The following is a 24,935-nucleotide window of genomic DNA, read 5'->3' on the forward strand; positions in this document are numbered from 1 at the left end:
AACATGAACCATCCATTTATCATGTTGTCGGAAAGCTGAGTAATCCATTAATATGGATTTAAATGATTTGAGCACACGAATAGGGGGGGATGTGCTAGTTAATATATTATCCGGACAACCACGCGCCGCGAGCGTTCGTTGGTTAGGTGCTACCGTATTGTTCACGCTGTTCAGTTCGCCGGCATGGGCCTTTTCTATTGATGATGTGGCCAAGCAGGCGCAGGATCTGGCCGCGAAAGGTTTCGAAGCCCCGAAGAGCAACCTTCCTTCTCAGTTCCGCGAGATGAAGTTCGCAGACTATCAGCAGATTCAGTTCAATCACGATAAAGCCTATTGGAGCAAGCTGAAAACCCCTTTCAAGCTTGAGTTTTATCATCAGGGGATGTACTTCGACACGCCGGTGAAAATCAATGAAGTCACCTCCACCAGCGTAAAACAGATCAAGTACAGCCCGGATTACTTCAACTTCGGTTCGGTCAAACACGACCCTGAATCGGTGAAAAACCTCGGCTTTGCCGGCTTCAAGGTGATCTACCCGATCAACAGCGCCGACAAAAACGATGAGATCATGAGCCTGCTGGGCGCGAGCTATTTCCGCGTGGTGGGTAAAGGGCAGGTTTACGGGCTTTCCGCTCGCGGCCTGGCTATCGATACCGCTTTGCCATCTGGCGAAGAGTTCCCGCGTTTCCGTGAATTCTGGGTTGAGCGTCCGAAGCAGGGCGACAAACACCTGGTGATCTACGCGTTGCTGGATTCCCCGCGCGCCACCGGCGCTTACCGTTTCACGGTGATCCCGGGCCGCGACACCACCGTGGACGTCGAGTCTAAAGTGTTCCTGCGCGACAAGGTGGGCAAACTTGGCCTGGCGCCGCTGACCAGCATGTACCTGTTCGGGCCGAACCAGCCGTCGCCGACGCTGAACTATCGCCCGGCGTTGCACGACTCCAACGGTCTGTCTATCCATGCCGGCAACGGCGAGTGGATCTGGCGCCCGCTGAACAATCCTAAACACCTGTCCGTCAGCACCTATACCGTCGAGAACCCGAAAGGCTTCGGTCTGCTGCAGCGCGGCCGCAACTTCAAGGATTACGAAGATCTGGACGATCGTTACGATCTGCGCCCGAGCGCCTGGATCGAACCGAAGGGCGACTGGGGTAAAGGCAAGGTCGAACTGGTGGAGATCCCGACGGCGGATGAAACCAACGACAATATCGTGGCGTTCTGGACGCCGGATACGCTGCCGGAAGCCAAAAAGCCGCTGACGCTGAGCTACCGTCTGAACTTCACCCGCGATGAAGACAAACTGCATTCGCAAGACATCGCCTATGTGGCGCGGACCATGCGTTCGACCGGTGACGTGAAGCAGTCCAACCTGATTCGCGAGCCTGACGGCAGCGTGGCCTTCCTGGTCGACTTCGTCGGCCCGGTGCTGAAAGGGCTGGACGCCAACACCCCGGTCGCTTCTCAGATCAGCATCGGCGACAACGGTGAAATGGTAGAAAACAACGTCCGCTATAACCCAGTGACCAAAGGCTGGCGCCTGACGGTACGTCTGAAAGTAAAAGACGACAAGAAGCCGGTAGAAATGCGCGCAGCGCTGGTCAATGGCGATAAGACTCTGTCGGAAACCTGGAGCTATCAGCTACCTGCCAATGAATAAGCCTACTCAACCCGCCCAGGATTATCTTGCGGCGCTGCCTCTGACCGCTGAGCGGTCGGAGGCGCTCAACCCTCACACGGCGGATGACGCTCAGGCACTGGAGGCGCTCCATCGGCAGATGGGCGCCGCCGACGCCAACGTCAACAGCCTGTCGGCGGATGACGTGGCGTTGGCCTCGGTCAAACCGCGCATCGAAAGCGCCTGGCCGGATGCGGTCAGCGATGACGATTTCGACACCGACGCCGAAGGGCGCGCCATTCTGAAGGCGACGCCGCCGATCAAACGAACCACCATGTTCCCTGAAGCCTGGCGTACCAACCCGGTGGCGCGCTTCTGGGATTCTCTGCTGGGGCGTTCGCCGCACAATCGGCACGCCACCAAAGAGGAGGCCGAGGCCGAGAACCGCTGGCGCGTTGTCGGTTCCATGCGCCGCTACGTGCTGCTGGTGCTGATGCTGGTGCAGACCGGCATCGCCACCTGGTACATGAAAACCATCTTGCCTTATCAGGGCTGGGCGCTGATCGATCCTATCGCCATGCTGGATCAGGATCTGATGCAGTCGGTGCTGCAGCTGCTGCCTTATGTGCTGCAAACCGGCATTCTGATCCTGTTCGCCGTACTGTTCTGCTGGGTCTCGGCCGGTTTCTGGACCGCGCTGATGGGCTTCCTGCAGCTGCTGATCGGTAAAGACAAATACAGCATTTCCTCCACCATCAAGGGCGATGAGCCGATCAACCCGGCGCACCGCACCGCGCTGATCATGCCGATCTGTAACGAAGACGTCGAACGCGTGTTCGCCGGCCTGCGTGCGACCTATGAGTCCGTCGCCGCGACAGGTCAGCTGGAACACTTCGATATCTACGTGCTGAGCGACAGCTACGATCCGGACATCTGCGTGGCGGAGCAAAAGGCGTGGATGGAGCTGTGCCGCGATGTCGACGGCCACGGCCGCATCTTCTATCGCCGCCGCCGCCGTCGCGTAAAACGCAAGAGCGGCAACATCGACGACTTCTGCCGTCGTTGGGGCGGTGAGTACAGCTACATGGTGATCCTGGACGCCGACAGCGTGATGAGCGGCGAATGCCTCACCGGGCTGGTGCGTTTGATGGAAGCCAACCCGAACGCCGGCATCATCCAGTCCGCGCCGAAGGCGTCCGGTATGGATACCCTGTATGCGCGCGTGCAGCAGTTCGCTACCCGCGTTTACGGGCCGCTGTTTACCGCCGGCCTGCATTTCTGGCAGCTGGGCGAGTCGCACTACTGGGGCCATAACGCCATCATCCGCGTGAAGCCGTTTATCGAGCACTGTGCGCTGGCGCCGCTGCCGGGCGAGGGTTCCTTCGCCGGTTCAATCTTGTCGCACGACTTCGTTGAAGCGGCGCTGATGCGCCGCGCCGGCTGGGGCGTGTGGATCGCTTACGATCTGCCGGGCAGTTACGAAGAGCTGCCGCCAAACCTGCTGGACGAGCTGAAACGCGACCGTCGCTGGTGCCACGGCAACCTGATGAACTTCCGCCTGTTCCTGGTGAAAGGCATGCACCCGGTGCACCGCGCGGTGTTCCTGACCGGCGTCATGTCCTACCTGTCGGCGCCGCTGTGGTTCATGTTCCTGGCGCTCTCCACCGCATTGCAGGTGGTGCACACCCTGATGGAACCGCAATACTTCCTGCAGCCGCGGCAGCTGTTCCCGGTCTGGCCGCAGTGGCGGCCCGAGCTGGCGATAGCGCTGTTCTCCACCACGCTGGTGCTGTTGTTCCTGCCGAAGCTGCTCAGCATCGTGCTGATCTGGGCCAAGGGCGCGAAAGAGTACGGCGGGGCGTTCCGTCTGTTCATTTCGATGCTGATGGAAATGCTGTTCTCGGTGCTGCTCGCGCCGGTGCGCATGCTGTTCCATACCGTGTTCGTGGTGAGCGCCTTCCTCGGTTGGGAAGTGGTGTGGAATTCGCCGCAGCGTGACGATGACGATACGCCTTGGGGCGAAGCTTTCCGCCGCCATGGCTCGCAGATGTTGCTGGGCCTGGTGTGGGCCGGCGGCATGGCGTGGCTGGATCTTCGCTTCCTGTGGTGGTTGGCGCCGATCGTGTTCTCGCTGATCCTGTCGCCGTTCGTGTCGGTGCTGTCGAGCCGCGCGACGCTGGGCATGAAGAGCAAACGCGCCAAGCTGTTCCTGATCCCGGAAGAGTACAATCCGCCGCGCGAGCTGCTGGCGACGGAAGAGTACCTGCATCTCAACCGCAACCGCGCGCTGACCAACGGCTTTATGCATGCGGTGGTCAACCCGTCCTTCAACGCGCTGGCGACGGCGTTGGCGACGGCGCGTCACCATCTGCGCGCTACCCTCGATCGCAACCGCGAGGAACGGGTGAACGAAGCGCTGCAGCTGGGGCCGGAGAAGCTGGTGAAGGGCAAACGTCTGGAGCTGCTGAGCGATCCGGTCACGCTGGCTCGTCTGCACCAGCGCGTCTGGCTGTTGCCGGAAGGCGCTGCCTGGCGTGAGCACTATCAGCAGTTGCCGCACAACCCGCTGGCACACCCAACGGGTCGACGTTAATCGCTGAACGGTAACGCTCAGACGGGGAATGCGCATGGCGCGTTCCCCGTTTTTTTTTTACCTTTTGCTTACGTGCGCCGGTACCGGTGGAGAAAGGGAACTGTGATAGACTGGGCCGATGCGTTGTTCACTCGCGAAACAACCCTTTGCTCAGAGTCAATGTCGTGAAGCTCTCTTCCTACCTTCGGCTGGCCTGCGTGGCGGCCGGCGTGATGGTCTTAACCGGTTGCGGCAGCATCATCAGCCGCACCGTGCCCGGTGCGGGGCATGGCCACCAGTACTATCCCGGCGTGCAGTGGGATTTGCGCGATACGCCCTGGCGTTACGTCACGGTGATAGATGTGCCGCTGTCGATGGTGGTGGACACCTTTATGCTGCCGTTCGATGCGCAGCACGGCCCCTATGAGTAAACCTGCTCAGCGGGTGGCGAACACCACCAGCTGATAGCCTTTCTGCCCGCAATGGAAAGGTGCCAGCGCCGTCATGCCCAACCCTTGCACATGAGCGGCCAACGAATGCGGATTGTCGTCGTCGATAAACAGCGCGCCCACGTCGTAGTCATGACTGGTGTGCGCTTTGACGGCGGCGTAGAGGCGTTTCAGCACGCCTTTGCCGCGCCAGGCTGCGTCGAGGCAAACCGGGCCGTAGAGAAACACCCGCTGCTCACTCAGCGCCCGCCCGGCGAAGGACTGCGTGGCGAGCGTCGCCAGCATCGCATCCACCACCGGCGGCCGCGGTTGCACGTCGGCGGGCATCAGGCAAACGAACCCGGCCAGTTGGTTCTCCTGTTCGGCCACGAGTATGCCGATGCCGCGGTTGATCGCCGTCAGCTGCGCCTCATTCATGCGCGATACGATAAATCCCTGCCGTTTGTGGCGCTCGTCGAGTGCTTCCTGCACGTTTTCCCCCTGCAGCTGTAAAATGGCGGGGTAGTCGGTAGGGCGGGCCCGGCGGATAATCATACTGCCTCCTTGGCGATAAAAACGTGGTGCGGGTTAACGTTCATCCCATTCATCGGCCGCGGCCTGGCCTTCTTCGGTATCCAGCGGCGGCTCGAGCTGGAAGTCGCCTTCTTCCCATTCGTACAGGGTATTTTCGTCTATCCACTCGGCGGTGATCTCCACCTCGTCGTAGTCACCGTCGAATATCGCCTGCGCCGCCGCACCGCTGCGCAGCGGCAGGCATTCCACCGCTTCGCCTTCTTCTTCGAAGAACTCGGCCTGCCACATCGTGTCGCCATCCTGCATCACGTACTTTTGCAGATTGAACTGCTGCGGCACCGGCGGTTCGTCATCGCCGCCGCCTTCGGCGGTGTCGATAAACTCTTCACGTGCGGCCTCGATGGCTTCTTCCAGGGTTGCATACAGGCTCATGTTCGCCTCCGTTGACAATGAGAGTAGAGCGCCCGGCGCATTGCCGGTGCGGTGGGATAAACGTCAAAACTAATTGTTGTCTCACTGGCGCAGGATGCAAATTTTTTTGTTGTCCGCTTTGCGACGACGGTTGTCCGCAAAGCGGGAGAAGAGGAGGCGATGGCGGGAAATAATGGCGCTATCGTTAACTCAGTTGCCAGGAGAAGCCCATGTTAATCGACCCTTCAAGCAAATACCGACCGTTCCCGCCGGTGACATTACCGGATCGTCAGTGGCCTTCGCGTACCCTGCGGCAGGCGCCGCGCTGGTGCTCCAGCGATCTGCGCGACGGCAACCAGGCGCTGGCGGAGCCGATGGATAACGCGCGCAAGCGCGAATTCTATCAATTGTTGTTGCAGTGCGGTTTCAAAGAGATTGAGGTGGCTTTCCCTTCGGCGTCGCAAACGGATTTCGATTTTGTGCGCACGCTGATCGACGAGCAACTGATCCCGCACGACGTCACGATTCAGGTGCTGACGCAGTCGCGAGACGATCTGATCGATCGCACCTTCGAGGCGCTGCTGGGGGCACCGCGGGCAATCGTGCATCTGTATAACGCCACGGCGCCGATGTTTCGCGACATCGTGTTCCGTCAGGATAAGGCCGCAACCGTGGCGCTGGCGGTGAACGGCGCGCGGCGCATTCGCCGGCATTGCGAGGCTCAGCCCGATACCGCCTGGTGCTTCGAGTATTCGCCGGAAACCTTCTGTTTTACTGAATTAGAGTTCGCGCTGGAGATCTGCGAGGCGGTGGCGGAGGTGTGGCAACCGGGGCCGCAGCGGCCGATGATCATCAACCTGCCGGCGACGGTGGAGGTGAGTACGCCCAACGTGTATGCCGATCAGATTGAGTGGTTCTGCCGTCACTTCAGCCGTCGCGCCGATGTGGCGATCAGCGTACATCCGCATAACGATCGCGGTACCGGCGTGGCCTGCGCGGAGCTGGCGCTGCTGGCCGGTGCCGATCGGGTCGAAGGCTGCCTGTTCGGCAACGGAGAGCGTACCGGCAACGTCGATCTGGTTACGTTGGCGTTGAATCTCTATACCCAGGGCGTGGCGCCGGGCCTGGACTTCAGCCGCCTGAAACAGGTGGTGGAAGTGGTGGAACAGTGCAATCAGCTGCCGGTGCATCCTCGCCATCCTTATGCCGGTGAGCTGGTGTTTACCGCCTTCTCCGGTTCGCATCAGGATGCGATCAAAAAAGGTTTCGCCGCGCAACGGCAGCGACAAGATGGCTGGTGGCAAGTGCCTTACCTGCCGCTCGATCCCGCCGATGTCGGCTGCAGCTATGAGGCGGTGATCCGGGTCAACAGCCAGTCCGGTAAAAGCGGGGCTGCCTGGCTACTGGAACAAAATCATGGGCTGGCGTTGCCGCGCGGTCTGCAGATTGATTTCAGCCAGGTGGTGCAGCGTGCGACCGACGGCAGCGGGAAGGAAATGAGCGGCGCACAGCTGTGGCGCTTATTCCGCGACACCTATGGGCTGGTGGAGCAGCCGTGCTTGCAGCTGTTGAGCTACCAGACGGAAAGTCATGGGGTAGAGGCCTACAGCTTCAACGCGCGAGTTGCCTGCGAGGGAGAGCCACTGCGTCTGCAGGGGACCGGCAACGGTCTGCTTTCCAGCGCGGTGGATGCGCTGCGCCAGCGCTTCGGCTTGCCGCTGGCGATTGAGGATTACCACGAGCACACGCTGGGGCATCAGAGCGACAGCCGAGCGGTGGCCTATATCTGCTGTGCGCTGCCGCAAGGTGAGGCGACCTACGGCGTTGGCATCGACGTTGACTCCGCCAGCGCTTCGCTGCAGGCGCTGTTCAACGTTGCCGGGCGCTATCTGTCGTCGGCGCGGTCCGGCTGAAATAGTCGCTGGGCGCGACCCCCAATAACCGGCGGAACATGGCGCTGAACGCGCTGGGGCTGTCATAGCCAAGATCCAGCGCCACTTCCAACACCGAGCGGCCGGTCGCCAGCGCGTTCAACGCCGCCAGCAAACGGGCGCGCCGCATCCAATCACTAAAATGCAGCCCGGTTTCTCGCTGGAAGCGCCGCGACAGGGTGCGTCCGCTGACGCTGAGCTGAGCGGCCGCCTGTTCCAGCGTCCAGGGCTGTGCCAGCGTGGCCTGAATATGGCGGCATAAGGCAAGCAGTGAGGCCTCACGCGGTTCGGGCAGGTGCAACGGCAGGATCGGCAGTATTCTCAACTCATCCAGGATCAGTTCCATCACGCGCTCATCGCGCCCGCCGCTGGGATAGCCGGGCGCAATCTCCATCGAACAGATAATCAACTCGCGCAGCAGCGGCGAAACCTGCACCACCTGGCATTGGGCCGGCAGATCGGCGCGCGCCAATGGATCGACGAACAGCGTCCTGGCTGCCACCTGGCCGGTGATGCGCAGGCTGTGCACCATTTTCGCCGGTACCCAGACGCCGCGGCCGGGTGGCACCACCCAACTGCCGAGCCGGGTCGTGACCTGCACTACGCCGCTCAGGCTGTGGATCAGCTGCGCGCAGTTATGGTAGTGATCCGGCTCGCTATCGCCGTGGCGATAATCCTTGGCCAACGGCCGGATGGGCTGATCGACCGGCAGAACGTCATGAAACAGCAGCATCGTTAGCGGCCTCCGCGCGGCAAAAAGGGGGATGACAGCATGCCATGCGGCGCGGTTCCACACCAGCCTGTGGCACGCGGCAGATGAATAGTTTATAAAATGATATTATATAATTTTATAAATTGATTGGAGGGGTGATGGATATTGACGCGATGCGCAAGGCGGCGGCGCAGGCCGGCGCGATGCTGCGCACCTTGGGCAATGAAGATCGGCTGCTGCTGCTGTGTCGACTCAGCCAGGGCGAGATGGCAGTGAGCGAGCTGGCGCAGGCGCTGGCTATCCGCCAGCCGACATTGTCCCAACAGCTTGGCGTGCTGCGCGAGGAGGGGCTGGTCTCCACCCGGCGAGCCGGCAAGCAGATTTACTATGCGGTGGCCGATGCCAAAGCGCTGGCGCTGCTAACGACCCTGTATCAACTGTATTGCCCACAGCCGGAGAACCGCGATGACCATTGACTGGCAACACTTCACGCCCTATTCCGCGCTCGCGGGCGGGGCCATTATCGGCGGTGCGGTAGCGCTGCTGCTGCTGTTCAACGGCCGCATCGCCGGCATCAGCGGCATTACCGGCGGCTTATTGAGCGCGGGCGGCCGGGAGCGGGGCTGGCGCGCCGCATTTCTTGGCGGGTTGCTGATTTCTCCCTGGCTGTATGCGGCGGCGGCGGCTTTGCCTCCTGGTGAGATCGCGGCCGGCAGCGGCTGGCTGGCGATCGCGGGGCTGTTGGTGGGGGTGGGTACCCGATTGGGCAGCGGCTGCACCAGCGGGCACGGCGTGTGCGGCGTCGCGCGGTTGGCACCGCGATCGTTGGCCGCCACGGCGGTGTTTATGCTGCTGGGCTTTACGACCGTGTGGCTGATGCGCCATCTGCTGGGAGGGTGAAGATGCTTAAGTCTCTGTTGGCGCTGCTGAGCGGCGTGATTTTCGGCCTGGGGTTAATTATCGCCGGCATGGCCAATCCCGCTAAAGTACTGGCGTTTCTCGATATTACCGGCCAGTGGGATCCTTCGCTGGCGTTGGTGATGGTTGGGGCGATTGCAGTGGCGGCGCCGGCCTTTATGTGGGCGCGCCGACGCCAGCGGAGCCTGTTGGGGGAACCGCTGCAGATCCCGGCCGCCGGGCGTGTGGATCGCCGTTTGCTGGTGGGCAGCGCGCTGTTCGGCATCGGTTGGGGCATGGCGGGCATTTGCCCTGGCCCGGCCTGGGTGTTGGCGAGGGCGGAAATACAACGGGTATGGCCGTTCCTGCTGGCGATGCTGGCGGGCATGGCGCTGTATGAGATTATCATGAGGTGGAGGCGTTCATGTCGATAGCCAAGGCGGTGCTGCGCATTGCGCGCCCGACCGATCGGTTGCAAGAGATTGCCACGCTGTATTGCCGCGGGTTGGGGTTTGAAAGGCTGGGCGAGTTTGTCGATCATCAGGGCTTTGACGGCATTATGATCGGGCATCCGCAGCATGCCTACCATCTGGAGTTCACGCAGCATCGCGGGGTGCGGGTCGGGCAGGCGCCGACGCAGGATCATCTGCTGGTGTTTTACCTGCCGGATGAGAACGAATGGCGAGCCGGGTGTGAGCGGATGCGGGCGGCGGGATTCTTGGCGGTCGTCGCCTATAACCCCTATTGGGATAGGGCGGGGCAAACCTTTGAAGATCCTGACGGCTACCGGGTGGTCCTGCAACATCAGGCCTGGCAAGCATAAAAAAACCGGCGCCTCGAGCGCCGGTTTGCGAGATAAAAACGGGTTATCCGTCAGGCGTTGGTCGCCGGTTTTTGCGCGCTCTTGGACTGGGTATTTTCCAGCATGCGGCGAATCGGCACGATCAGCACGATCAGCACGGCGGCGCAGATCAGCAGCGCGACGGAGCAGCGAGCGAACAGATCCGGCAGCATATCCAGCTGGTCGGCCTTGACGTGGCCGCCGATCAGGCCGGCGGCCAGGTTGCCCAGCGCGCTGGCGCAGAACCACAGCCCCATCATTTGCCCGCGCATTCTCTCCGGCGCCAGCAGCGTCATGGTGGCCAGCCCGATCGGGCTCAGGCACAGCTCACCCAGCGTCAGCATCAGGATACTGCCCACCAGCCACATCGGCGATACGCCGGCGCCGCCGTTGCTGAGCACATTCTGCGCGGCCAACATCATCAGGCCGAAACCGCCGGCGGCGCACAGGATACCGATCACGAACTTGGTGATGCTGCTCGGACGCACGTTATTGCGCGCCAGCGCAGGCCAGGCCCAGCTGAACACCGGCGCCAGCAGGATGATGAACAGGGCGTTGATCGACTGGAACCACACCGCCGGGATCTCGAAGCCGCCGACCATGCGATTGGTGTAATCGTTGGCGAACAGGTTGAACGAGGTTGGCTTCTGTTCAAACGCCGACCAGAAGAACGCGGCGGAGATCAGCAGAATGAAGCACACCAGCAGGCGTGCACGCTCTTTGCGGCTCAGGCCGGCAAAGGCGAACAGGTAGATGAAATACAGGGTGACCGACGCGGCGATGACGTACACCAGCACGCTGGCTACCTCAACCGGGTTGATGACGATGGTGCCCTGAGCGATCAGCACGATGACCGCAGCCAGGACTACCGCCAATGCCAGCAGCCAGGCGCCGACGCCTTTTTTCTTCGCGACCGGGCTGTTCCAGGTGGAATCCAGGCCCACTTCGCGGTCATAGCGTTTCATCGCCGGTACGGCGAACACCCGGAAAATCACCAGCGCCACCAGCATCCCGATACCGCCGATGCCGAAGCCCCAGTGCCAGCCGTGTGATTTGATCAGCCAGCCGGAGATCAACGGGGCGATGAACGAACCGATGTTGATGCCCATGTAGAACAGCGAGAAACCGCCGTCGCGGCGCGCATCGCCATTCTTGTACAGCGTGCCGACCATCACCGAGATACAGGTCTTGAACAGGCCGGAACCGAGCACGATGAACATCAGGCCGATGAAGAACAGGTTGGTGCCCATCACCGCGGACAGGGCGATCGACAGGTGGCCGAGGGCGATCAGGATAGAACCGTACCAGACGGCCTTGCGTTGGCCGAGCCAATTGTCCGCCAGCCAGCCGCCCGGCAGTGCCGCCAGGTACATGCTGCCGGCGAAAATGCCGACGATCGCCGACGCGTTCTCACGCGCCAGACCCAGGCCGCCGTCGTACACGGTGGCGGCCATAAACAGGATCAGCAGCGGACGGATGCCGTAGAACGAAAAGCGTTCCCACATTTCGGTGAAGAACAGAGAACCCAGCGGATAGGGATGGCCGAAGAAGGTCCGGCTTTCTGACTTATTGACAGAGGATTGCATAACGATTTCCCAATAAAAAGGCGCTGCATGGCTGCAGCCCGTACTGTGGTTGTATGTGTATTTAATGAAGGCGATCCGCCCAATGCGGATTACCCGACAAAACCGTGGCTGCAACGCTGATAAACCGTGGAAAGCGTGCTGACCTTTTTTCACTTGGCCGATGGTTCACATCTGGCGTGATATTATTTAACCATTTGATAACTGGTCGTTGGTTTTGTCTAGTACCTGTATCCCATTTTTTAGACGAAAAGTCGACAAGCATCTCCTTTTCTGGTTTTTCTGTTGGTTGTGGCGGGAATATGATTGACAGCGGGTTTTATGCGCTGAAAGTTAATTAATTGTTGATAAACAAGATGTTGAGGTAAGAATGTTCCGAGTGGGCCGAAAATTCGCAGGCCCGAAGGAAGCATTATTAAAAGTGGGGGAAACGCGGCGTTGATCCGGCCAATGGCGGAAATTGGCGATAAATGCAGCTATTGTTCTTCCTGCAGCGTGTCTTCCCGCATGTAGCCCGGCCGCCGCCGCAGACACCACCAGGAATAACCGGCGTTGAACAGCACCACCAAAGCGGTGACGCCGAAGACTGCGCGAAAACCGTAGCCGGCGGAGACCGCGGCGCCAAGCAATGGGCCGCTGACGTTGCCGACGTCGCGGAACGACTGGTTATAGCTGAAAATGCGGCCGGCCACCTGATTGGTGCAGTTGTAAATCAGCAGCGTCTGTACCGCCGGCAGCAGCGCGCCGTCGGCCGCCCCCAGCAGAAAACGCAGCACCCCGAGCTGCCACGGCGTTTGCACGAAGGCCATCGGGATCAGCAACAGCACCGAGACGATCAGCATACATATCAGAATGCGCTCCGGGCCGATGCGATCGCCCAGCTTGCCCAGACGTGGGGCGCTCATCAACGCCGCGACGCCGGGCACCGAGGCGATTAGCCCGCTGATAAACGCCAGGTTATGGGTAACGCCGGCCAGATCGCGCACATACAGCGTCAGGATCGGCGCAATCGAGCCGGTGGCAATCTGGATAATCATGGTAGTCACGAACAGGCTGAGCACCAGCTTCGGGTTTTTCAGCGAGGCAAACACCTGCCGTGCGTGCAACATGTCGCGTTTTTGTACCGGGGTGAACTGCTCTTTGACATACAGCAGCGTCAGCACGAAGCAGACGAACAGCACCGCGGCGGTGATGTAAAACACCGGGCGCAGACCATAGAGGTCGGCCAACAGGCCGCCGATCAGCGGGCCGATCAGCGCACCGCCGACACCGCCGGTTGACAGGGTGCCGAGCGCCCAGCCGCTGCGGTTGCGTGGCACCTGGGTGGCGATCAGCGCGTTGGCGTTGGGTATGAACCCGCCAAGCAGCCCCAGCACCGCTCGCAGCGCGAGAAATTGCCAGACCGTTTGCGCCATGCCCATCAGCACCATGACGATCGCCATGCCCAATGCGGAGCGCAGCAGCATCAGTTTACGGCCGCGTCGGTCGGCCAGGGCGCCCCAGAACGGCGCGGCGATAGCGGAAAACAGGAAGGTGATGCTGAACAGCAGACCGGACCACATGTTGAGCGCCTGATGGCCGGTTACGCCCAGCGTCTCTACATACAGCGGAAGAAACGGCATCACCAGGCTGAAGGCGGCGCCGGTGAGGAAACACCCTACCCAGGCGACGAAAAGGTTGCGTTTCCAGTTAACGGGTTCTGCTGCCGAAGCCATAAATGTCCACTGCCGAAAGGTGACGCGCTTTGCCGGCGGCAAGATGAAGGGGCAAAGCGTGAAAGTTAGCTTGGTAAGTATGCGCCGCCAGCGCGGCGACGGCAAACGAGGGGACAAGGATTGGGCAAAAAATGAAATACAGTTTTAAAAAAGACGTTTAAACCTTATTCCGCGCTTAGCGCGCGGAATTTACAGCGTTTTATAGTCCGGCCAGCGCCTCGAAACCGGCGGCGGTGGTGGTGGCGCTAAAGTCGGTGACCTCGTAGTGAGCCACGGCGTTGAAGGGATCTTCGGCCAGGATGGCGTCTAACCGCGCACGCTCAATGCCCTTGGCCAGGATCACGCCGCCGGTGCGGGGATTTTTGCGGCCGGAGGCGACGAAGGTGCCGTCCTGAAAATATTTCTTAAGCCAGGCGATGTGCCCGTCAAGGTGGCTGTCGACTTCGGCGATCGGGCGATGGTAGGTCAGGCTGACAATGTACATAGCGGCTCCAGGTTGGCGGCAAAGGCTTTACCATCCCACCCTCGCCGTCGATTCTCAAGAGGCGCGCAATAAAAAACCCGCCGGTGGCGGGTTTGCTTTATCAGTAGAGCGAAGGCTCGCCTTCCGGGCGGGTCTTGAAGCGACGATGCAGCCACATATATTGGTCAGGCGCCATCAGGATCTCTTTTTCCACCACTTTATTCATAAAGGCGGCGGCCTCGATTTCATTATCCAGCGGGAAGTTTTCCACCGCCGGTTGCATGATCAGCTCATACCCTTTGCCGTCCGGCAGGCGGCGCGGGGTGAACGGAATGATCGCCGGTTTGCCCATCCGCACCAGCACGTAGCTGCCGGTGGTGGTAGCGGCCTTGTCGACCGCGAACAGCGGCACGAAAACGCTGCTGCGCGGGCCGTAGTCGTGATCCGGCGCATACCAGATGATATCGCCCTGTTTCAGGGCGCGGATCATGCCTTTGACGTCCTTGCGATCCAGCATCGACTTGTTGGAGCGCATGCGCCCCCAAGTTTGCAGCCAGTCCATCAGCTTGTTGTCGTGCGGGCGGTAAACGCCGATGCCCGGGTTATGAATGCCGAAGATGCGCGCGCCCAGCTCCAGCGTCAAAAAGTGCAGGCCAATCAGCAGCACGCCCTGGTGGTTGTCGCGCGCCTTTTGGATGTGTTCCAGGCCGCTGACCTTGAACCAGCGTTCGATGCGCCAGTTAGGCCAAAACCACGCCATGCCGGTTTCAAACAGCCCCATGCCGACCGATTCGAAATTCTTTACCACCAGCGCATCGCGTTCGGCCTGCGGCATGTCGGGAAAACAGAGCTCGAGGTTGCGTTGGGCGATAGCGACGCGGCGCTTGAGAAAGCGCATGGCAAACCGCCCGATCGAGGTGCCGAGCCAGTAGATGACGGGGTAAGGCAGCAACACCAGCAGATACAGCAAGCCGATGCCGACCCAGGTCAGCCAATAGCGTGGGTGCAATAAGGAGCGATTGAAAGTAGGAACTTGAGTCATGGGTTCTCTGTTTGAATACGGTTGTTTAAGTGTAATGACAGAGTCATAGCATGGTCTGGCAGCCGGGTGAGTTCGGCCGCAAGGTTCGTTTCTGCCGTTTGTTTGCGACTATTGTGGCATTTTTCTCGCGCTCCGGGAAAACACAACGCATTAAAATCCCCTTTTCGGCGTTAAATATGCATCAGGTGCCGGATTTTTCCACAATATTTCCCGCTAAAGGCCAACGGCAATATCATGGCCAGGCATCATTCAGGAGCAACCGTGTAGGCATGATGGCGGGGCTGCGCGGCGGCGGTTTTTCGGGTATGATGTGCGCCGCGCGCGGGCCGGCAGGCTGCGCGCGATAATCAGTCACCTCCCGAAAGACAGGAAAGTACACCATGCCAGTGTTACATAACCGAATTTCTAACGAGGAACTGAAGGCGCGCATGCTGGCGGAAACCGAGCCTCGCACCACAGTTTCTTTTTACAAATACTTCTCCATCGACGATCCCAAAGCGTTTCGCGACAGCCTGTACGTTCAGTTCGAAAAACTGAAGGTGTTCGGCCGCATCTACGTGGCGAAAGAGGGCATCAACGCGCAGATCAGCGTGCCGCAGCATAATTTCGACGCGTTCAAAGCCGCGCTGTTCGCCTCGCACCCGGCGCTGGATCAGGTGCGCCTGAACATCGCGCTGGAAGACGACGGCAAATCCTTCTGGGTGTTGCGCCTCAAGGTGCGCGAGCGTATCGTGGCCGACGGCATCGATGACGAGAGCTTTGACCCAAGCAACGTTGGCGAGTATCTGCAGGCCGATCGCGTCAATCAGATGATCGACGATCCGAATACGGTGTTCGTCGATATGCGCAACCACTATGAGTACGAAGTCGGTCACTTCGAAAACGCCATCGAGGTGCCGTCGGATACCTTCCGCGATCAGCTGCCGATGGCGGTGGAGATGCTGCAGGACAGCAAAGACAAAAACATCGTCATGTACTGCACCGGCGGCATTCGCTGTGAAAAAGCCAGCGCCTATATGCTGCACAACGGCTTTAAAAACATCTACCACGTGGAAGGCGGGATTATCGAGTACACCCGCAAAGCGAAAGAGCAGGGGTTGCCGCTGAAGTTTATCGGCAAAAACTTCGTGTTCGATGAGCGCATGGGCGAGCGCATCTCCGACGATGTGATCGCCAACTGCCACCAGTGCGGTGCGCCGTGCGACACCCACACCAACTGCAAGAACGACGGCTGCCATCTGCTGTTCATTCAGTGCCCGAGTTGCGCCGCCAAGTTTGAAGGGTGCTGCAGCGAGATTTGCCGCGAAGAGCTGAAGCTGCCGCGCGAAGAGCAGCGCGCGCGCCGTGCCGGCCGTGAAAACGGCGTCAAGATCTTCAATAAGTCGAAAGGCTTGTTGCAGACCACGATGCACATTCCGGCACCGGAAGAAGAAGGCCCAGCCCGCTGAGCCTGAGGAAATCAGAAGCCCGGCCGCCAAGCCGGGCTTTTTTTTATTTCTCGCGTACGCCTTCTACGGAGATGATCAGCTCAACGTCTTGCGACGCCGGGCCCAGATCGGTGGTGATGCCGAAGTCTTTCAGCTTGATCTTGCCGTTGGCTTCAAAGCCGGCGCGGTAGCCGCCCCACGGATCGTTGCCCTGGCCAATCAGTTTGGCGTCCAGCGTGACCGGCTTGGTCACGCCGTTCAACGTCAGGTTACCGACCACCGCATAACCGTCGCCGCTTTTCTTCACGTCGGTGGATTCAAACTTGGCCTGCTTGTTCTTCTCTACGTTGAGGAACTCGGCGCTGCGCAGGTGCTTGTCGCGTTCGGCGTGGTTGGTGTCGACGCTGGCGGTATTGATGGTCACGTTGACCTTGTCCTTGGACGGATCTTTTTCGTCGAAGGTGAAGCCGCCGTCGAAGTCTTTAAAGCTGCCGTACAGCCAGCTGTAGCCCAGGTGCTGGATGCGGAATTCGATAAAGGCGTGCTGGCCCTGTTTGTCGATCTTGTAGTCCGCCGCCAGTGCGGAACCGGCGCTCAGCAGCAGGGCGCCTGCGGTCAGGCCCAATACGGTCTTTTTCAACATAGCAATCTCCATAAGTCCAAAGGTTAATCGGCGCTGCTACCCAGCATCCGTTTCAAAGTGACATCACGATCGATAAAGTGATGTTTAAGCGCGGCCAGCCCGTGCAGTACCGAGAGCACTACCACGGCCCAGGCCAGGTAAAGGTGAATGGCGCCGGCGGTATCGGCTTGCTCCGCCATGCCGGTCACGGTGGCGGGCACGTCGAACCAGCCGAATACGCTGATTGGTTGGCCGTCGGCGGTCGAGATCAGATAGCCGCTGATCAGAATGCCGAACAACACGGCGTACAACGCCAGATGCGCGAGAATGGCGCTGACGCGAGTGAGGCGACCATAGCTGGCCAGAGGCTTGGGCGGCGGCGAGACAAAGCGCCAGATCACGCGGATCACCATGACGATGAACAGCAGCGCGCCGATGCTTTTGTGGATCTCCGGCGCCTGGTGGTACCAGACGTCGTAATAGCCCAGCGTAACCATCCACAGACCAAGTGCGAACATGCCGTACACCGTCAGCGCCACCAGCCAGTGGATCAACACTGACGCATGGCCGAAACGATCGGCGGTATTTTTCCAGAGCATCCTGTTTCCTTCGATTACCGATTGGCTGGCTGCAATAATTAAACTTTAGGAAACATAAAATCAATAATAAATTTAACTATGTTACTTCTTAGAAATATTAGTCAGTGAATTTGTTTGAGATGTTCGGAGTTCATCAGATAAATCGTTGAAGGTGATATTATTTCTTTCACGTAACGATTATGCTAGTTGTTGAAAATTAGGATTATTATCTATTAATGTCAGCTTTTGTCATTTTACGTAAACCGTCCATAAATTGCTCGGTGGGATTATTTGTTGGCAAAGGTTATGCCTATTTCTCGCGGCGAAGAGCAGGGCGGAAAGATTAATTTTTTCGAACGGTTACGCGAAATCCTCTGCGGCACAACGGCGGAATTTGCTACCATTAGCGCCAAGCGTCGGCTCTTGATGGCCGGCTAACCCAGTGAAATAACAAGGAAACGTCATGGGCCGAACCCGTGTAACCGACAACAGCCTGCGTTTGGCCGTCCTGCTGGCGATGTTGGTGATCATTCTGGCTGGGGTGAAAGCCGCCGCCGACATCGTGGTGCCGTTTCTACTGGCGGTGTTCCTCGCCATGGTGCTGAACCCGCTGGTGGCGATGCTGGAACGCAGACGGGTGCCGCGCATCCTTGGGGTGACGCTGCTGGTGACGGCGGTGATTGTGGTCGTGATGCTGTTCATCGGCATGCTGGGCGCTTCGCTGAACGAGTTCGCCCGTTCGCTGCCGCAGTACCGCGGCATGATGATCGAGAAACTGCGCGAGCTGCAGTATTACGCCGATCGCTTCAATATCAGCCTCTCCAGCGAAGCGATGCTGCAATATGTCGATCCCAGCGCGGCGATGAATCTGGTTACCCGCATGCTGGGGCACCTGTCTGGCGCCATGACCAACGTCTTCCTGCTGCTGATGACCGTGGTGTTTATGCTGTTCGAAGTGCAGCTGCTGCCTTATAAACTGCAGCAGGCGCTGGATAAGCCGAATGAAGGCCTCGCCGCGATGCGGCGGGCGCTGGACGGCGTGACGCGTTATCTGGTGATTAAAACCATCATCAGCCTGGCCACCGGGGTGATCGTCTGGATCTTCCTGGCGGCGGTCGGCGTACGCTTCGCCTTTATCTGGGGGCTGCTGGCGTTTCTGCTCAACTATATTCCCAATATCGGCTCGGTATTGGCCGCCATTCCGCCGCTGATTCAGGCGCTGCTGTTCAACGGATTGGGTGATGCGCTGGTGGTGGCGGGCGGCTTTATCGCAATCAACATGGTGATCGGCAATATCCTCGAACCGCGGGTGATGGGTCGCGGGCTGGGGTTGTCGACGCTGGTGGTATTCCTGTCGCTGATCTTTTGGGGCTGGCTGCTCGGCCCGGTCGGCATGCTGCTGTCGGTGCCGCTGACAATCGTGGCGCGCATCGCGCTGGAGACTACCGAGGGCGGCTATCGGCTGGCGGTCATTTTGGGTGACGGTCGCCCGCCGCGTCAGCCTCCGGCGCCGCCGGAGTGAGGAAGATCTTGCCGTTCACACCGGGCTGCGTAGCGTGTTGCAACGCCGCTGCGTACTGATATAAAGGGTAAATCGCGGCGGGCGGGCGCAGCGTCAGCTGGCCGCGCCGCAGCAGCTGGAATAGCTGATAAAACGCCGTTTGCCACTGCGCCGGTGTCGCCTGCGCATTCCATTTACGCAGGTGGAACAGCGAAGCGCGCAGCTTCAATTCGTCCACCACGCGCCGCCAGTCCACCTGGCGCCCACCCAGCAGGCCCAGCGCCACAAAATCGCCGCCGGTGCGAACCGCCCGCGCCAGCTGCAATCCGTCTTCTCCGCCGATGCAGTCGATAGCGGCGCGGGCGCCAAAGTGGGGCATTTGCGCCAGCTGCGGCGCCTCAATAACGCGCCAGGCGCCGGCGGCCAGCAGCGCCGGGCGATGAGTGAGGTTGCGCACCACCACCGCCAGACGAATGCCACGCTGCGCCGTCATCTGTGCCAGCAGCAGGCTAACGGCGGAGCCGCCGCCGTTGAGCAGCAGCACGTCGCCGGCGTTGAGCGGCAGCCATTGCGTCAGCAGCACCCAGCAGGTGAGCGGGTTGATATAGATTTGCGCCGCGCTGGCGTCGTCGATGTCGTCCGGTACCCAGACCACCCGTTCTTCAGGCAGCGTGACGAAGGTTTGCCAGCTGCCGTCACCCGCTACCGCCAGTGCGCGTCGGCCGGTCGAGCGTCCGCTTTGCGGATCGACGATGACGCCTACGCCTTCATAGCCAGGCACCTGCGGCAGGGCGATGCGGTGCGCGTATTGGCCGTGAATCGGGATCAGGTCGGAAGGGTTGATCGGGGCATAGCGCATCTGCAGCAGCAGCCGGCCGGGGCGCAGCGGCGGCCTGCTCGTCTGCTGCAGCGCCAGCACCTGGGCGGGATCGCCGAAGCGGCTGAAGCTCAATCGGGGAAATGACGACGGCATGGGTTACATCACGAAGAAAAAATAGACATCCAGCGCCAGCAGCACCAGCCACAGACAAAGATACAGCACCAGGTGCTCACGCACGTTGTTGACGATAGCCGCCAGTATTCGGTTTAACATTTCAGCCGCCTGAAGAAAGAGACCTTTGATTATAGTCCTTTTCTCGGCACCTTTTATAGCGGGGCGCGCGTGAGCGCTGGAAGAGTGGCGATAAAAAAGCCTGCGTTATCGCAGGCTTGATGTTACACCGTCAGCAGCGCCAGCGGCGTCGAATTCGTTGGTGCGCTGGGCGGGTAGAAATAACGCAGCACGTTATACAGCGAGTAGAACTCCAGCCGGTTGCGCGCGTTGATCTTCTCCGTGATGTGACGCTTGTGCACATACACCGTATGCGAGCTGATCTGCAGCTTTTTCGCGATGCGGTAGTTGGGCATTTCTGCCATCCAATATTTCATCACCGTCAGTTCCTGCGGGCTGAACAGGGAACGCTCTTCGCCGTCATCGGCCAGCGCCAGCGGATTTTCGCGCAGCGTGCGCAAGGTGAGCGGCAGAATGCTTTTATTGAACAGGAACGCGTTATCGGCGATGCGCATTGGCGTTTCGCTGTAGGGGTAAGGCGTATCGAGATAGATAAACAGCAAGGCAGACTGACTGGCTTCCATAAACGCCAGCAGCTGTGCGTCCGCTTCGTTATAGCGGCACTGGTTGCTGAGGTTCACCAGAATGTGGCTCGGCTGAAAGCTGGCCAACAGCGGCGTAGCGTACTCAATGCTGTGGCAGCACTTGATCGTTGTAATCCCACTATCAGCAAAGTAGCTGGCTATACCGACCCGGGTGAAGCAGCATTCGTCCACGACAAGTAGTTTCATGGTGACGTCCTTGTTGAAAGCCGATGGAGCATATCTTCTGTAAAATAGGACTTACACTGCAAGTGTTCAATTCGGAAATTCAAATGCTGAATGCAAGAAATTTCCGTTATCAGAATTTTTACTTGGTATTTAAAAGAGTTAGCAGGTTAATAAATTGTAACTGCCAAATTTTGCTGTCCAGGGCACGACGGCAACCTGGACAGAGAAATCCTTCGCTTAGCTAAATCGTTTCAGACCAAAGCTGGCGACGTCGACCGGCGGCGCTTTGTCCTGCGCGAACAGGGCGGCAATCTCACCCAGCGCGCTGGCGAACTTGAAGCCGTGGCCGCTCAATCCGCTGATGACCATCAGGCGATCGCACTCCGGCAGGGTATCGATAATAAAGTCTTCGTCGGGGCTCATGTCATAACTGCAGGCTTCGCCGTGTAAACATACGCCTACACCCGGCAAAAACTGCCGCAGGAAGGAGAAAACTTCGGTGCCGTCACTGGCGTAGCTACCGAAGGGTTTGCGCTGCTCGGGGGCGTCCATCGGCTGCCCGCCGTCGTGTTTACCCACTTTCAGGCCGTCGTTATCCGCCGGGAAGCCGTAATAGTGCGTGCCGTCCTGCGCTTCGACGGTAAAGGCCGGGAAGCGATTGTTCACGCTGTAGCGGCTGTCCGCCTGATGCCAGGAGAATACCTTGCGCAATGGCGCAATCGGCAGCTGCGGTAACAGCGCTTTCACCCAGGTGCCGGCGGTGACCACGGCTTTTCGCGCCGTGAAACGCCCTTCGCCGGTGACGACTGCAACGCCACCATCGATAGGCTCCACCGCGCTGACCGGGCAGTTGAACAACTGGCTGCAGCCGGCCTCTTTCGCCAGCTTGATCAGGCTGGCCACCGCCAGCTCGGAGCGCAGGAAGCCGGCGTCCGGTTCGAAAACGCCGACGTAACCTTCCGGAGCGCGGAATTCCGGCCAGCGTTGAGCGATCTGTTCGGCACTGAGGGTTTGTGCGTTCAGGCGGAATTTCTGCGCGCTCTGCTGAGCATTGTGAATGAATTTGGAGTGCTGCGGCCCCAAATTGAGCACGCCGCACGACTGGAACAGTTCCTCGCCGGATTGTTGAATCAGCGCATTCCACAACGCCTGTGCGCGCAGCACCAGCGGCACGTACTTTTCACCTTCGCCGTAAGCGTGACGGATTATGCGGGTATCGCCGTGATGGCTGCCGTTGCGGTGCGGGGGAATGGCGCTGTCGATCATCAGCACTTTCAAGCCGGCCCGGGTAGCGTAATACCCTGCCGCCGCGCCGACTGAACCGCTGCCCACCACAATCAAATCATATTCCACGTGCCCACCCTCTCTGATAGCGATTTCTTATCGCCCCATGATAAAAGGTTGCCGAGCGCAATGCACTGATTGAACGGCGAAAGGCAAAGAAAAAGGCGCCGGGAATGGGTCGCGGCGCCTCAGGGGTTAGGGGACGATGAATCAATGTTTTCTGCGATCAAGATCCTGGTAATCCGTAGCTTCAATCTTGGCGATGCCGGCCTCTAAGATATTGATTAATTGACGGGCGACATCTGTGGTCAGCCAAAGCGTTCTGTCTACTTGGGCTTCTTCTGGCGTTTGGTCTAGTGAAGACAGGTAATGAAGGCGTATCATCATGGCGTCGTAAACGTCGACAGTACTGATATCCCAACCGACAAGCGGGTGCGTCTGAATTACTTCATCATTTCTGTCCATAAAGACCCCTTATTGAGTAGTAACTACCGTGAGTGACTAACGAGGATCAATGCGGCTCATCATCATGAGAGCAATTACAGTATACGCATCCGCTTTCATCGGTGGAGGGGGTTGTCACCGAAATTTGCAAAATAAATATTTATTTGAACAATTATTCTACAAACCGGTATGCGAATTTTTGGATGAATAAAGCGCAGGGCATTATTCCGCGCCGGCTGGCGGCGGTGAACCGTGCAGGCATTTTTCCAGCTCTTCGGCCAAATGGGCGAAATGTTTCTGCGTTTCGGCGTCGCGGTTTTGGCTGTGCGATTCCAGCTTCAGGCTGTGGATCAGCAGCTGGTTGGCTTTGTCATCCAGGCTGAAGGCCAGATAAGAGAAAGCCACTTCCAATACGTTCAAGCGCCTTTTCTGATCGGCAATCAGCGCCAGCAGTTCACCAAACGTCATCGCGTCTTCGGATTTCACCTTGTCCGGGGCCATGCTTACTCCTTTGCGTTAAATACAGCGCTGAGGCGGATTTTGTTCCAAAGTAAGGGTAAGCGATGAATGGGCAGGGCGCCAGAAACAAAAAAGCCGGAGAGCGACCCCCGGCAAAAACAGCATTGCAGTGTTATTCTGCGCTGAACCACTCGTCCGCGCTTTCCCAGGTTTCCTGAAGGATTTCCTCGATCAGATCCCGGTCGGTTTTGGCGCCTCCCAGCACGGAGAGGCCGTTGGCGCCGGCATAACGTACTTGCACGACGGCGTCTGGAAACTGGCGATTGACCCGCTTGCCCAGTTCGCCGGTCAGTGCCTCAATGGCGCCCGCCGGCAGCGGCCGGGTTTTATCTATAGTGACTTCAACACGCATAATTGCCCCCGAAGCGATTTACTGTTTATTTATACAGTTAACCGGGTGCGGGGGCAAGAGGGCGAAGCAAAAATATCAGTTTTTCAGCGACCAGTTCAGGGTTTCACCGGCCAGGAAGGGGATCACGGATTCATTGCCCAGGGCGATCTCTTCCGGTTGGGTGGTCGGCACGCGCTGCAGCTCGATGAAGTCTTCGTTGAGCGGCAGACCATAGAAGCGTGGACCGTTGAGCGAGCAGAAGGCTTCAAAGTGCTCCAACGCGCCGAGTTGTTCGAACACGGCAGCGTAAGCCGGGATGGCATTCGGCGCGTTGAAGCAGCCGGCGCAGCCACAGCTGGATTCTTTGCGGTGCTTGAGATGCGGCGCGGAGTCGGTGCCGAGGAAGAAACGATCCGAACCGCTGGCGACCGCCTGACGCAGCGCATCCTGGTGGACATTGCGCTTGAGGATCGGCAGGCAGAACAGGTGTGGGCGAATGCCGCCCACCAGCATGTGGTTGCGGTTGAACATCAGGTGCTGTGGCGTGATGGTGGCGCCGAGGAAACGATTGCCTGCCTGCACATATTGCGCCGCTTCTTTGGTGGTGATGTGCTCGAAGACGATCTTCAACTCTGGGAACTGGCGGCGGATAGGTTCCATGACCTGTTCGATAAAGCGCGCCTCGCGGTCGAAAATATCGACGGCAGGATCGGTCACTTCGCCGTGGATCAGCAGCGGCATGCCGATTTTTTGCATCTGTTCGAACAGCGGGTAAATGCCGGTCACGTCGCTGACGCCGTGGCTGGAGTTGGTCGTAGCGTTGGCCGGATACAGCTTGGCGGCGGTAAACACCCCTTGCTCGAAGCCGTTGACCAGTTCACTGGCCGCCAGGGAGTTGGTCAGGTAGCAGGTCATCAGCGGAGTGAAGTTGTGGCCCTGCGGGACCGCCGCCAGAATGCGATCGCGGTAGGCGCGCGCGGCGGCCACGGTCGTTACGGGCGGAACCAGGTTCGGCATCACGATCGCCCGGCCAAATACCTGGCTGGTATAGGGCACCACCGTTTTCAGCATCTCGTCGTCACGCAGGTGGATATGCCAGTCGTCTGGGCGGCGGATTTTCAGAACTTGAGGTTGTGCGGTCATCTAGCTAGGCTCCGGCGGTCAAATACGTCTAATGAAAAGCGAATAATGGGTTTATTCACGCCGGGGTGTAAGGATAAGCGGAAAGTGCCTGAGATGCATCTGTTTGTTGGCGACAAGTTGAAATCAATAGGGCGGCGGGCGCATAGTGGCAGAGATTTCAACGATGCCGACGCCAATACCGTCGACCTTCATCAAGTGGAAAGGGAGAAAGCAATGGAAGTACGCGTTATCGCCACCCTGCAAGCGAAAGCGGGATTTGAAGCCGCCGTCAGCGATGCGGTGCAGGATATTATCGAGCCGAGCCGCCAGGAGTTGGGCAACCTGCAGTATGATTTACATCGCGATCTGGAAAAGCCGGGCGTCTTCGTGTTCTTTGAGCGTTGGGCCAGCAGCGAAGCGCTGGATAAGCATAATGAGACGGCGCATTTTCAGCAGTTCGTCAGCCGGCTTGACGGCAAGTTGGACGTTTTGGACATCAAGAAACTGAAAAAGATAGCCTGAGCCTTTTTACAGGCAAG

29 protein-coding genes are annotated in these 24,935 nt (G+C 59.2%); 12 read left to right on the forward strand and 17 right to left on the reverse strand.

Annotation, left to right across the window (positions count from 1 at the left end):
- Nucleotides 1-91: 91 nt before the first annotated feature.
- The 3 genes from AC4PR2_RS20875 to AC4PR2_RS20885 all read left to right on the forward strand — a co-directional run bounded on the left by AC4PR2_RS20875 (nucleotide 92) and on the right by AC4PR2_RS20885 (nucleotide 4,621).
- Nucleotides 92-1,660: a glucan biosynthesis protein G gene (locus AC4PR2_RS20875; protein WP_170310507.1), complete on the forward strand. Its 1,569-nt coding sequence runs from the start codon at nucleotides 92-94 to the stop codon at nucleotides 1,658-1,660.
- Nucleotides 1,653-4,211, forward strand: a complete 2,559-nt coding sequence (mdoH, locus tag AC4PR2_RS20880) for a glucans biosynthesis glucosyltransferase MdoH (protein WP_084826418.1) — start codon at nucleotides 1,653-1,655, stop codon at nucleotides 4,209-4,211. Before AC4PR2_RS20875 ends, mdoH begins: the two co-directional genes overlap by 8 nt.
- Nucleotides 4,212-4,423: 212 nt before the next feature.
- On the forward strand, nucleotides 4,424-4,621 hold the full coding sequence (locus AC4PR2_RS20885; protein WP_046688460.1) for a YceK/YidQ family lipoprotein: 198 nt from the start codon (nucleotides 4,424-4,426) through the stop codon (nucleotides 4,619-4,621).
- A gap of 6 nt (nucleotides 4,622-4,627) precedes the next feature.
- Here AC4PR2_RS20885 and AC4PR2_RS20890 read toward each other — a convergent pair whose 3' ends face one another.
- On the reverse strand, nucleotides 4,628-5,173 hold the full coding sequence (locus AC4PR2_RS20890) for a GNAT family N-acetyltransferase (protein ID WP_197801587.1): 546 nt from the start codon (nucleotides 5,171-5,173) through the stop codon (nucleotides 4,628-4,630).
- Nucleotides 5,174-5,206: 33 nt separating this feature from the next.
- The gene (locus AC4PR2_RS20895; RefSeq protein WP_033638020.1) at nucleotides 5,207-5,584 is read right to left on the reverse strand and encodes a MysB family protein; all 378 of its coding nucleotides are present in this window, start codon (nucleotides 5,582-5,584) and stop codon (nucleotides 5,207-5,209) included.
- Nucleotides 5,585-5,793: 209 nt separating this feature from the next.
- Here AC4PR2_RS20895 and leuA point away from each other — a divergent pair, with 209 nt between their 5' ends.
- Entirely contained in the window at nucleotides 5,794-7,476 is a 1,683-nt protein-coding gene (gene leuA, locus AC4PR2_RS20900; protein ID WP_197801585.1) for a 2-isopropylmalate synthase, read from the forward strand.
- Here leuA and AC4PR2_RS20905 read toward each other — a convergent pair.
- On the reverse strand, nucleotides 7,433-8,227 hold the full coding sequence (locus AC4PR2_RS20905; protein ID WP_330113452.1) for an AraC family transcriptional regulator: 795 nt from the start codon (nucleotides 8,225-8,227) through the stop codon (nucleotides 7,433-7,435). The two genes, leuA and AC4PR2_RS20905, sit on opposite strands and share 44 nt — an antisense overlap.
- Before the next feature lie 137 nt (nucleotides 8,228-8,364).
- On the opposite strand from AC4PR2_RS20905, the gene AC4PR2_RS20910 reads away from it, so the two are divergent.
- The 4 genes from AC4PR2_RS20910 to AC4PR2_RS20925 are packed head-to-tail and all read left to right on the forward strand — an operon-like array spanning nucleotide 8,365 to nucleotide 9,926.
- Nucleotides 8,365-8,682, forward strand: coding sequence for an ArsR/SmtB family transcription factor (locus tag AC4PR2_RS20910; protein ID WP_048233328.1), 318 nt, complete (start codon nucleotides 8,365-8,367; stop codon nucleotides 8,680-8,682).
- Complete coding sequence (locus AC4PR2_RS20915) at nucleotides 8,672-9,106, forward strand: YeeE/YedE family protein (RefSeq protein ID WP_060440216.1); 435 nt, start codon at nucleotides 8,672-8,674, stop codon at nucleotides 9,104-9,106. The genes AC4PR2_RS20910 and AC4PR2_RS20915 overlap by 11 nt, the downstream gene beginning before the upstream one ends.
- Nucleotides 9,107-9,108: 2 nt before the next feature.
- Nucleotides 9,109-9,537: a YeeE/YedE family protein gene (locus tag AC4PR2_RS20920; protein WP_197801581.1), complete on the forward strand. Its 429-nt coding sequence runs from the start codon at nucleotides 9,109-9,111 to the stop codon at nucleotides 9,535-9,537.
- Nucleotides 9,528-9,926: a VOC family protein gene (locus AC4PR2_RS20925; protein WP_038875445.1), complete on the forward strand. Its 399-nt coding sequence runs from the start codon at nucleotides 9,528-9,530 to the stop codon at nucleotides 9,924-9,926. The genes AC4PR2_RS20920 and AC4PR2_RS20925 overlap by 10 nt, the downstream gene beginning before the upstream one ends.
- A 50-nt stretch (nucleotides 9,927-9,976) precedes the next feature.
- Here the strand turns inward: AC4PR2_RS20925 and AC4PR2_RS20930 are convergent, their stop codons facing one another.
- The 4 genes from AC4PR2_RS20930 to AC4PR2_RS20945 all read right to left on the reverse strand — a co-directional run bounded on the left by AC4PR2_RS20930 (nucleotide 9,977) and on the right by AC4PR2_RS20945 (nucleotide 14,747).
- Nucleotides 9,977-11,530: a peptide MFS transporter gene (locus AC4PR2_RS20930; protein WP_492175422.1), complete on the reverse strand. Its 1,554-nt coding sequence runs from the start codon at nucleotides 11,528-11,530 to the stop codon at nucleotides 9,977-9,979.
- Between the two features lie 473 nt (nucleotides 11,531-12,003).
- The gene (gene mdtG, locus AC4PR2_RS20935; protein ID WP_084826411.1) at nucleotides 12,004-13,242 is read right to left on the reverse strand and encodes a multidrug efflux MFS transporter MdtG; all 1,239 of its coding nucleotides are present in this window, start codon (nucleotides 13,240-13,242) and stop codon (nucleotides 12,004-12,006) included.
- Nucleotides 13,243-13,441: 199 nt separating this feature from the next.
- Nucleotides 13,442-13,726, reverse strand: coding sequence for a YciI family protein (locus tag AC4PR2_RS20940; RefSeq protein WP_049199424.1), 285 nt, complete (start codon nucleotides 13,724-13,726; stop codon nucleotides 13,442-13,444).
- A gap of 100 nt (nucleotides 13,727-13,826) precedes the next feature.
- Entirely contained in the window at nucleotides 13,827-14,747 is a 921-nt protein-coding gene (locus AC4PR2_RS20945; protein ID WP_038875457.1) for a Kdo(2)-lipid IV(A) acyltransferase, read from the reverse strand.
- 50 nt (nucleotides 14,748-14,797) lie between these two features.
- Here AC4PR2_RS20945 and AC4PR2_RS20950 point away from each other — a divergent pair, with 50 nt between their 5' ends.
- Nucleotides 14,798-15,094, forward strand: coding sequence for a hypothetical protein (locus tag AC4PR2_RS20950; protein ID WP_197801580.1), 297 nt, complete (start codon nucleotides 14,798-14,800; stop codon nucleotides 15,092-15,094).
- Nucleotides 15,095-15,127: 33 nt separating this feature from the next.
- Nucleotides 15,128-16,195 carry an oxygen-dependent tRNA uridine(34) hydroxylase TrhO gene (gene trhO, locus AC4PR2_RS20955; RefSeq protein ID WP_033638032.1) on the forward strand — a complete coding sequence of 356 codons (1,068 nt, stop codon included), beginning with the start codon at nucleotides 15,128-15,130 and terminating at the stop codon, nucleotides 16,193-16,195.
- Between the two features lie 43 nt (nucleotides 16,196-16,238).
- On the opposite strand, the gene AC4PR2_RS20960 is transcribed toward trhO, so the two are convergent.
- The gene (locus tag AC4PR2_RS20960) at nucleotides 16,239-16,817 is read right to left on the reverse strand and encodes a YceI family protein (protein ID WP_060440214.1); all 579 of its coding nucleotides are present in this window, start codon (nucleotides 16,815-16,817) and stop codon (nucleotides 16,239-16,241) included.
- Nucleotides 16,818-16,840: 23 nt separating this feature from the next.
- Complete coding sequence (locus AC4PR2_RS20965; protein ID WP_197801576.1) at nucleotides 16,841-17,395, reverse strand: cytochrome b; 555 nt, start codon at nucleotides 17,393-17,395, stop codon at nucleotides 16,841-16,843.
- 442 nt (nucleotides 17,396-17,837) lie between these two features.
- Between AC4PR2_RS20965 and AC4PR2_RS20970 the strand changes: the two genes are divergently transcribed.
- Nucleotides 17,838-18,896, forward strand: a complete 1,059-nt coding sequence (locus AC4PR2_RS20970; RefSeq protein WP_060440213.1) for an AI-2E family transporter — start codon at nucleotides 17,838-17,840, stop codon at nucleotides 18,894-18,896.
- On the opposite strand, the gene AC4PR2_RS20975 is transcribed toward AC4PR2_RS20970, so the two are convergent.
- The 8 genes from AC4PR2_RS20975 to pyrC all read right to left on the reverse strand — a co-directional run bounded on the left by AC4PR2_RS20975 (nucleotide 18,844) and on the right by pyrC (nucleotide 24,417).
- Nucleotides 18,844-19,848, reverse strand: coding sequence for a zinc-dependent alcohol dehydrogenase family protein (locus AC4PR2_RS20975; RefSeq protein WP_337046501.1), 1,005 nt, complete (start codon nucleotides 19,846-19,848; stop codon nucleotides 18,844-18,846). The two genes, AC4PR2_RS20970 and AC4PR2_RS20975, sit on opposite strands and share 53 nt — an antisense overlap.
- Nucleotides 19,849-19,851: 3 nt before the next feature.
- Complete coding sequence (locus AC4PR2_RS20980) at nucleotides 19,852-19,968, reverse strand: DUF2770 family protein (RefSeq protein WP_004927822.1); 117 nt, start codon at nucleotides 19,966-19,968, stop codon at nucleotides 19,852-19,854.
- A gap of 122 nt (nucleotides 19,969-20,090) precedes the next feature.
- Entirely contained in the window at nucleotides 20,091-20,717 is a 627-nt protein-coding gene (locus AC4PR2_RS20985; RefSeq protein WP_197801572.1) for a LuxR C-terminal-related transcriptional regulator, read from the reverse strand.
- Nucleotides 20,718-20,933: 216 nt separating this feature from the next.
- Nucleotides 20,934-22,049 carry an N-methyl-L-tryptophan oxidase gene (gene solA / locus AC4PR2_RS20990; protein ID WP_443014791.1) on the reverse strand — a complete coding sequence of 372 codons (1,116 nt, stop codon included), beginning with the start codon at nucleotides 22,047-22,049 and terminating at the stop codon, nucleotides 20,934-20,936.
- A gap of 141 nt (nucleotides 22,050-22,190) precedes the next feature.
- Nucleotides 22,191-22,445, reverse strand: a complete 255-nt coding sequence (gene bssS / locus AC4PR2_RS20995) for a biofilm formation regulator BssS (RefSeq protein WP_004927812.1) — start codon at nucleotides 22,443-22,445, stop codon at nucleotides 22,191-22,193.
- A gap of 201 nt (nucleotides 22,446-22,646) precedes the next feature.
- Nucleotides 22,647-22,925 carry a hypothetical protein gene (locus AC4PR2_RS21000; RefSeq protein ID WP_038875495.1) on the reverse strand — a complete coding sequence of 93 codons (279 nt, stop codon included), beginning with the start codon at nucleotides 22,923-22,925 and terminating at the stop codon, nucleotides 22,647-22,649.
- A 130-nt stretch (nucleotides 22,926-23,055) separates the two neighbouring features.
- Complete coding sequence (gene dinI / locus AC4PR2_RS21005; RefSeq protein ID WP_038875499.1) at nucleotides 23,056-23,295, reverse strand: DNA damage-inducible protein I; 240 nt, start codon at nucleotides 23,293-23,295, stop codon at nucleotides 23,056-23,058.
- 75 nt (nucleotides 23,296-23,370) lie between these two features.
- Entirely contained in the window at nucleotides 23,371-24,417 is a 1,047-nt protein-coding gene (gene pyrC, locus AC4PR2_RS21010; RefSeq protein WP_492175424.1) for a dihydroorotase, read from the reverse strand.
- Nucleotides 24,418-24,630: 213 nt separating this feature from the next.
- Between pyrC and AC4PR2_RS21015 the strand changes: the two genes are divergently transcribed.
- Nucleotides 24,631-24,918: a putative quinol monooxygenase gene (locus AC4PR2_RS21015; RefSeq protein WP_492175428.1), complete on the forward strand. Its 288-nt coding sequence runs from the start codon at nucleotides 24,631-24,633 to the stop codon at nucleotides 24,916-24,918.
- The last annotated feature ends 17 nt before the right edge of the window (nucleotides 24,919-24,935 follow it).

Source organism: Serratia sp. A07, from assembly GCF_058725505.1.

What these genes read in the sequence shown, in the direction of transcription:
- bssS (WP_004927812.1), bottom strand. Translation starts at nt 22,445, where the DNA reads ATGGACAGAAATGATGAAGTAATTCAGACGCACCCGCTTGTCGGTTGG.
- AC4PR2_RS20930 (WP_492175422.1), bottom strand. Translation starts at nt 11,530, where the DNA reads ATGCAATCCTCTGTCAATAAGTCAGAAAGCCGGACCTTCTTCGGCCAT.
- mdoH (WP_084826418.1), top strand. Translation starts at nt 1,653, where the DNA reads ATGAATAAGCCTACTCAACCCGCCCAGGATTATCTTGCGGCGCTGCCT.
- AC4PR2_RS20890 (WP_197801587.1), bottom strand. Translation starts at nt 5,173, where the DNA reads ATGATTATCCGCCGGGCCCGCCCTACCGACTACCCCGCCATTTTACAG.
- AC4PR2_RS20885 (WP_046688460.1), top strand. Translation starts at nt 4,424, where the DNA reads ATGGTCTTAACCGGTTGCGGCAGCATCATCAGCCGCACCGTGCCCGGT.
- AC4PR2_RS20905 (WP_330113452.1), bottom strand. Translation starts at nt 8,227, where the DNA reads ATGCTGCTGTTTCATGACGTTCTGCCGGTCGATCAGCCCATCCGGCCG.
- AC4PR2_RS20925 (WP_038875445.1), top strand. Translation starts at nt 9,528, where the DNA reads ATGTCGATAGCCAAGGCGGTGCTGCGCATTGCGCGCCCGACCGATCGG.
- dinI (WP_038875499.1), bottom strand. Translation starts at nt 23,295, where the DNA reads ATGCGTGTTGAAGTCACTATAGATAAAACCCGGCCGCTGCCGGCGGGC.
- AC4PR2_RS20965 (WP_197801576.1), bottom strand. Translation starts at nt 17,395, where the DNA reads ATGCTCTGGAAAAATACCGCCGATCGTTTCGGCCATGCGTCAGTGTTG.
- AC4PR2_RS20970 (WP_060440213.1), top strand. Translation starts at nt 17,838, where the DNA reads ATGGGCCGAACCCGTGTAACCGACAACAGCCTGCGTTTGGCCGTCCTG.
- AC4PR2_RS21000 (WP_038875495.1), bottom strand. Translation starts at nt 22,925, where the DNA reads ATGGCCCCGGACAAGGTGAAATCCGAAGACGCGATGACGTTTGGTGAA.
- AC4PR2_RS20980 (WP_004927822.1), bottom strand. Translation starts at nt 19,968, where the DNA reads ATGTTAAACCGAATACTGGCGGCTATCGTCAACAACGTGCGTGAGCAC.
- pyrC (WP_492175424.1), bottom strand. Translation starts at nt 24,417, where the DNA reads ATGACCGCACAACCTCAAGTTCTGAAAATCCGCCGCCCAGACGACTGG.
- AC4PR2_RS20915 (WP_060440216.1), top strand. Translation starts at nt 8,672, where the DNA reads ATGACCATTGACTGGCAACACTTCACGCCCTATTCCGCGCTCGCGGGC.
- AC4PR2_RS20920 (WP_197801581.1), top strand. Translation starts at nt 9,109, where the DNA reads ATGCTTAAGTCTCTGTTGGCGCTGCTGAGCGGCGTGATTTTCGGCCTG.
- AC4PR2_RS20895 (WP_033638020.1), bottom strand. Translation starts at nt 5,584, where the DNA reads ATGAGCCTGTATGCAACCCTGGAAGAAGCCATCGAGGCCGCACGTGAA.
- AC4PR2_RS21015 (WP_492175428.1), top strand. Translation starts at nt 24,631, where the DNA reads ATGGAAGTACGCGTTATCGCCACCCTGCAAGCGAAAGCGGGATTTGAA.
- leuA (WP_197801585.1), top strand. Translation starts at nt 5,794, where the DNA reads ATGTTAATCGACCCTTCAAGCAAATACCGACCGTTCCCGCCGGTGACA.
- AC4PR2_RS20910 (WP_048233328.1), top strand. Translation starts at nt 8,365, where the DNA reads ATGGATATTGACGCGATGCGCAAGGCGGCGGCGCAGGCCGGCGCGATG.
- AC4PR2_RS20975 (WP_337046501.1), bottom strand. Translation starts at nt 19,848, where the DNA reads ATGCCGTCGTCATTTCCCCGATTGAGCTTCAGCCGCTTCGGCGATCCC.
- AC4PR2_RS20940 (WP_049199424.1), bottom strand. Translation starts at nt 13,726, where the DNA reads ATGTACATTGTCAGCCTGACCTACCATCGCCCGATCGCCGAAGTCGAC.
- AC4PR2_RS20960 (WP_060440214.1), bottom strand. Translation starts at nt 16,817, where the DNA reads ATGTTGAAAAAGACCGTATTGGGCCTGACCGCAGGCGCCCTGCTGCTG.
- AC4PR2_RS20985 (WP_197801572.1), bottom strand. Translation starts at nt 20,717, where the DNA reads ATGAAACTACTTGTCGTGGACGAATGCTGCTTCACCCGGGTCGGTATA.
- trhO (WP_033638032.1), top strand. Translation starts at nt 15,128, where the DNA reads ATGCCAGTGTTACATAACCGAATTTCTAACGAGGAACTGAAGGCGCGC.
- mdtG (WP_084826411.1), bottom strand. Translation starts at nt 13,242, where the DNA reads ATGGCTTCGGCAGCAGAACCCGTTAACTGGAAACGCAACCTTTTCGTC.
- AC4PR2_RS20950 (WP_197801580.1), top strand. Translation starts at nt 14,798, where the DNA reads ATGGTCTGGCAGCCGGGTGAGTTCGGCCGCAAGGTTCGTTTCTGCCGT.
- AC4PR2_RS20945 (WP_038875457.1), bottom strand. Translation starts at nt 14,747, where the DNA reads ATGACTCAAGTTCCTACTTTCAATCGCTCCTTATTGCACCCACGCTAT.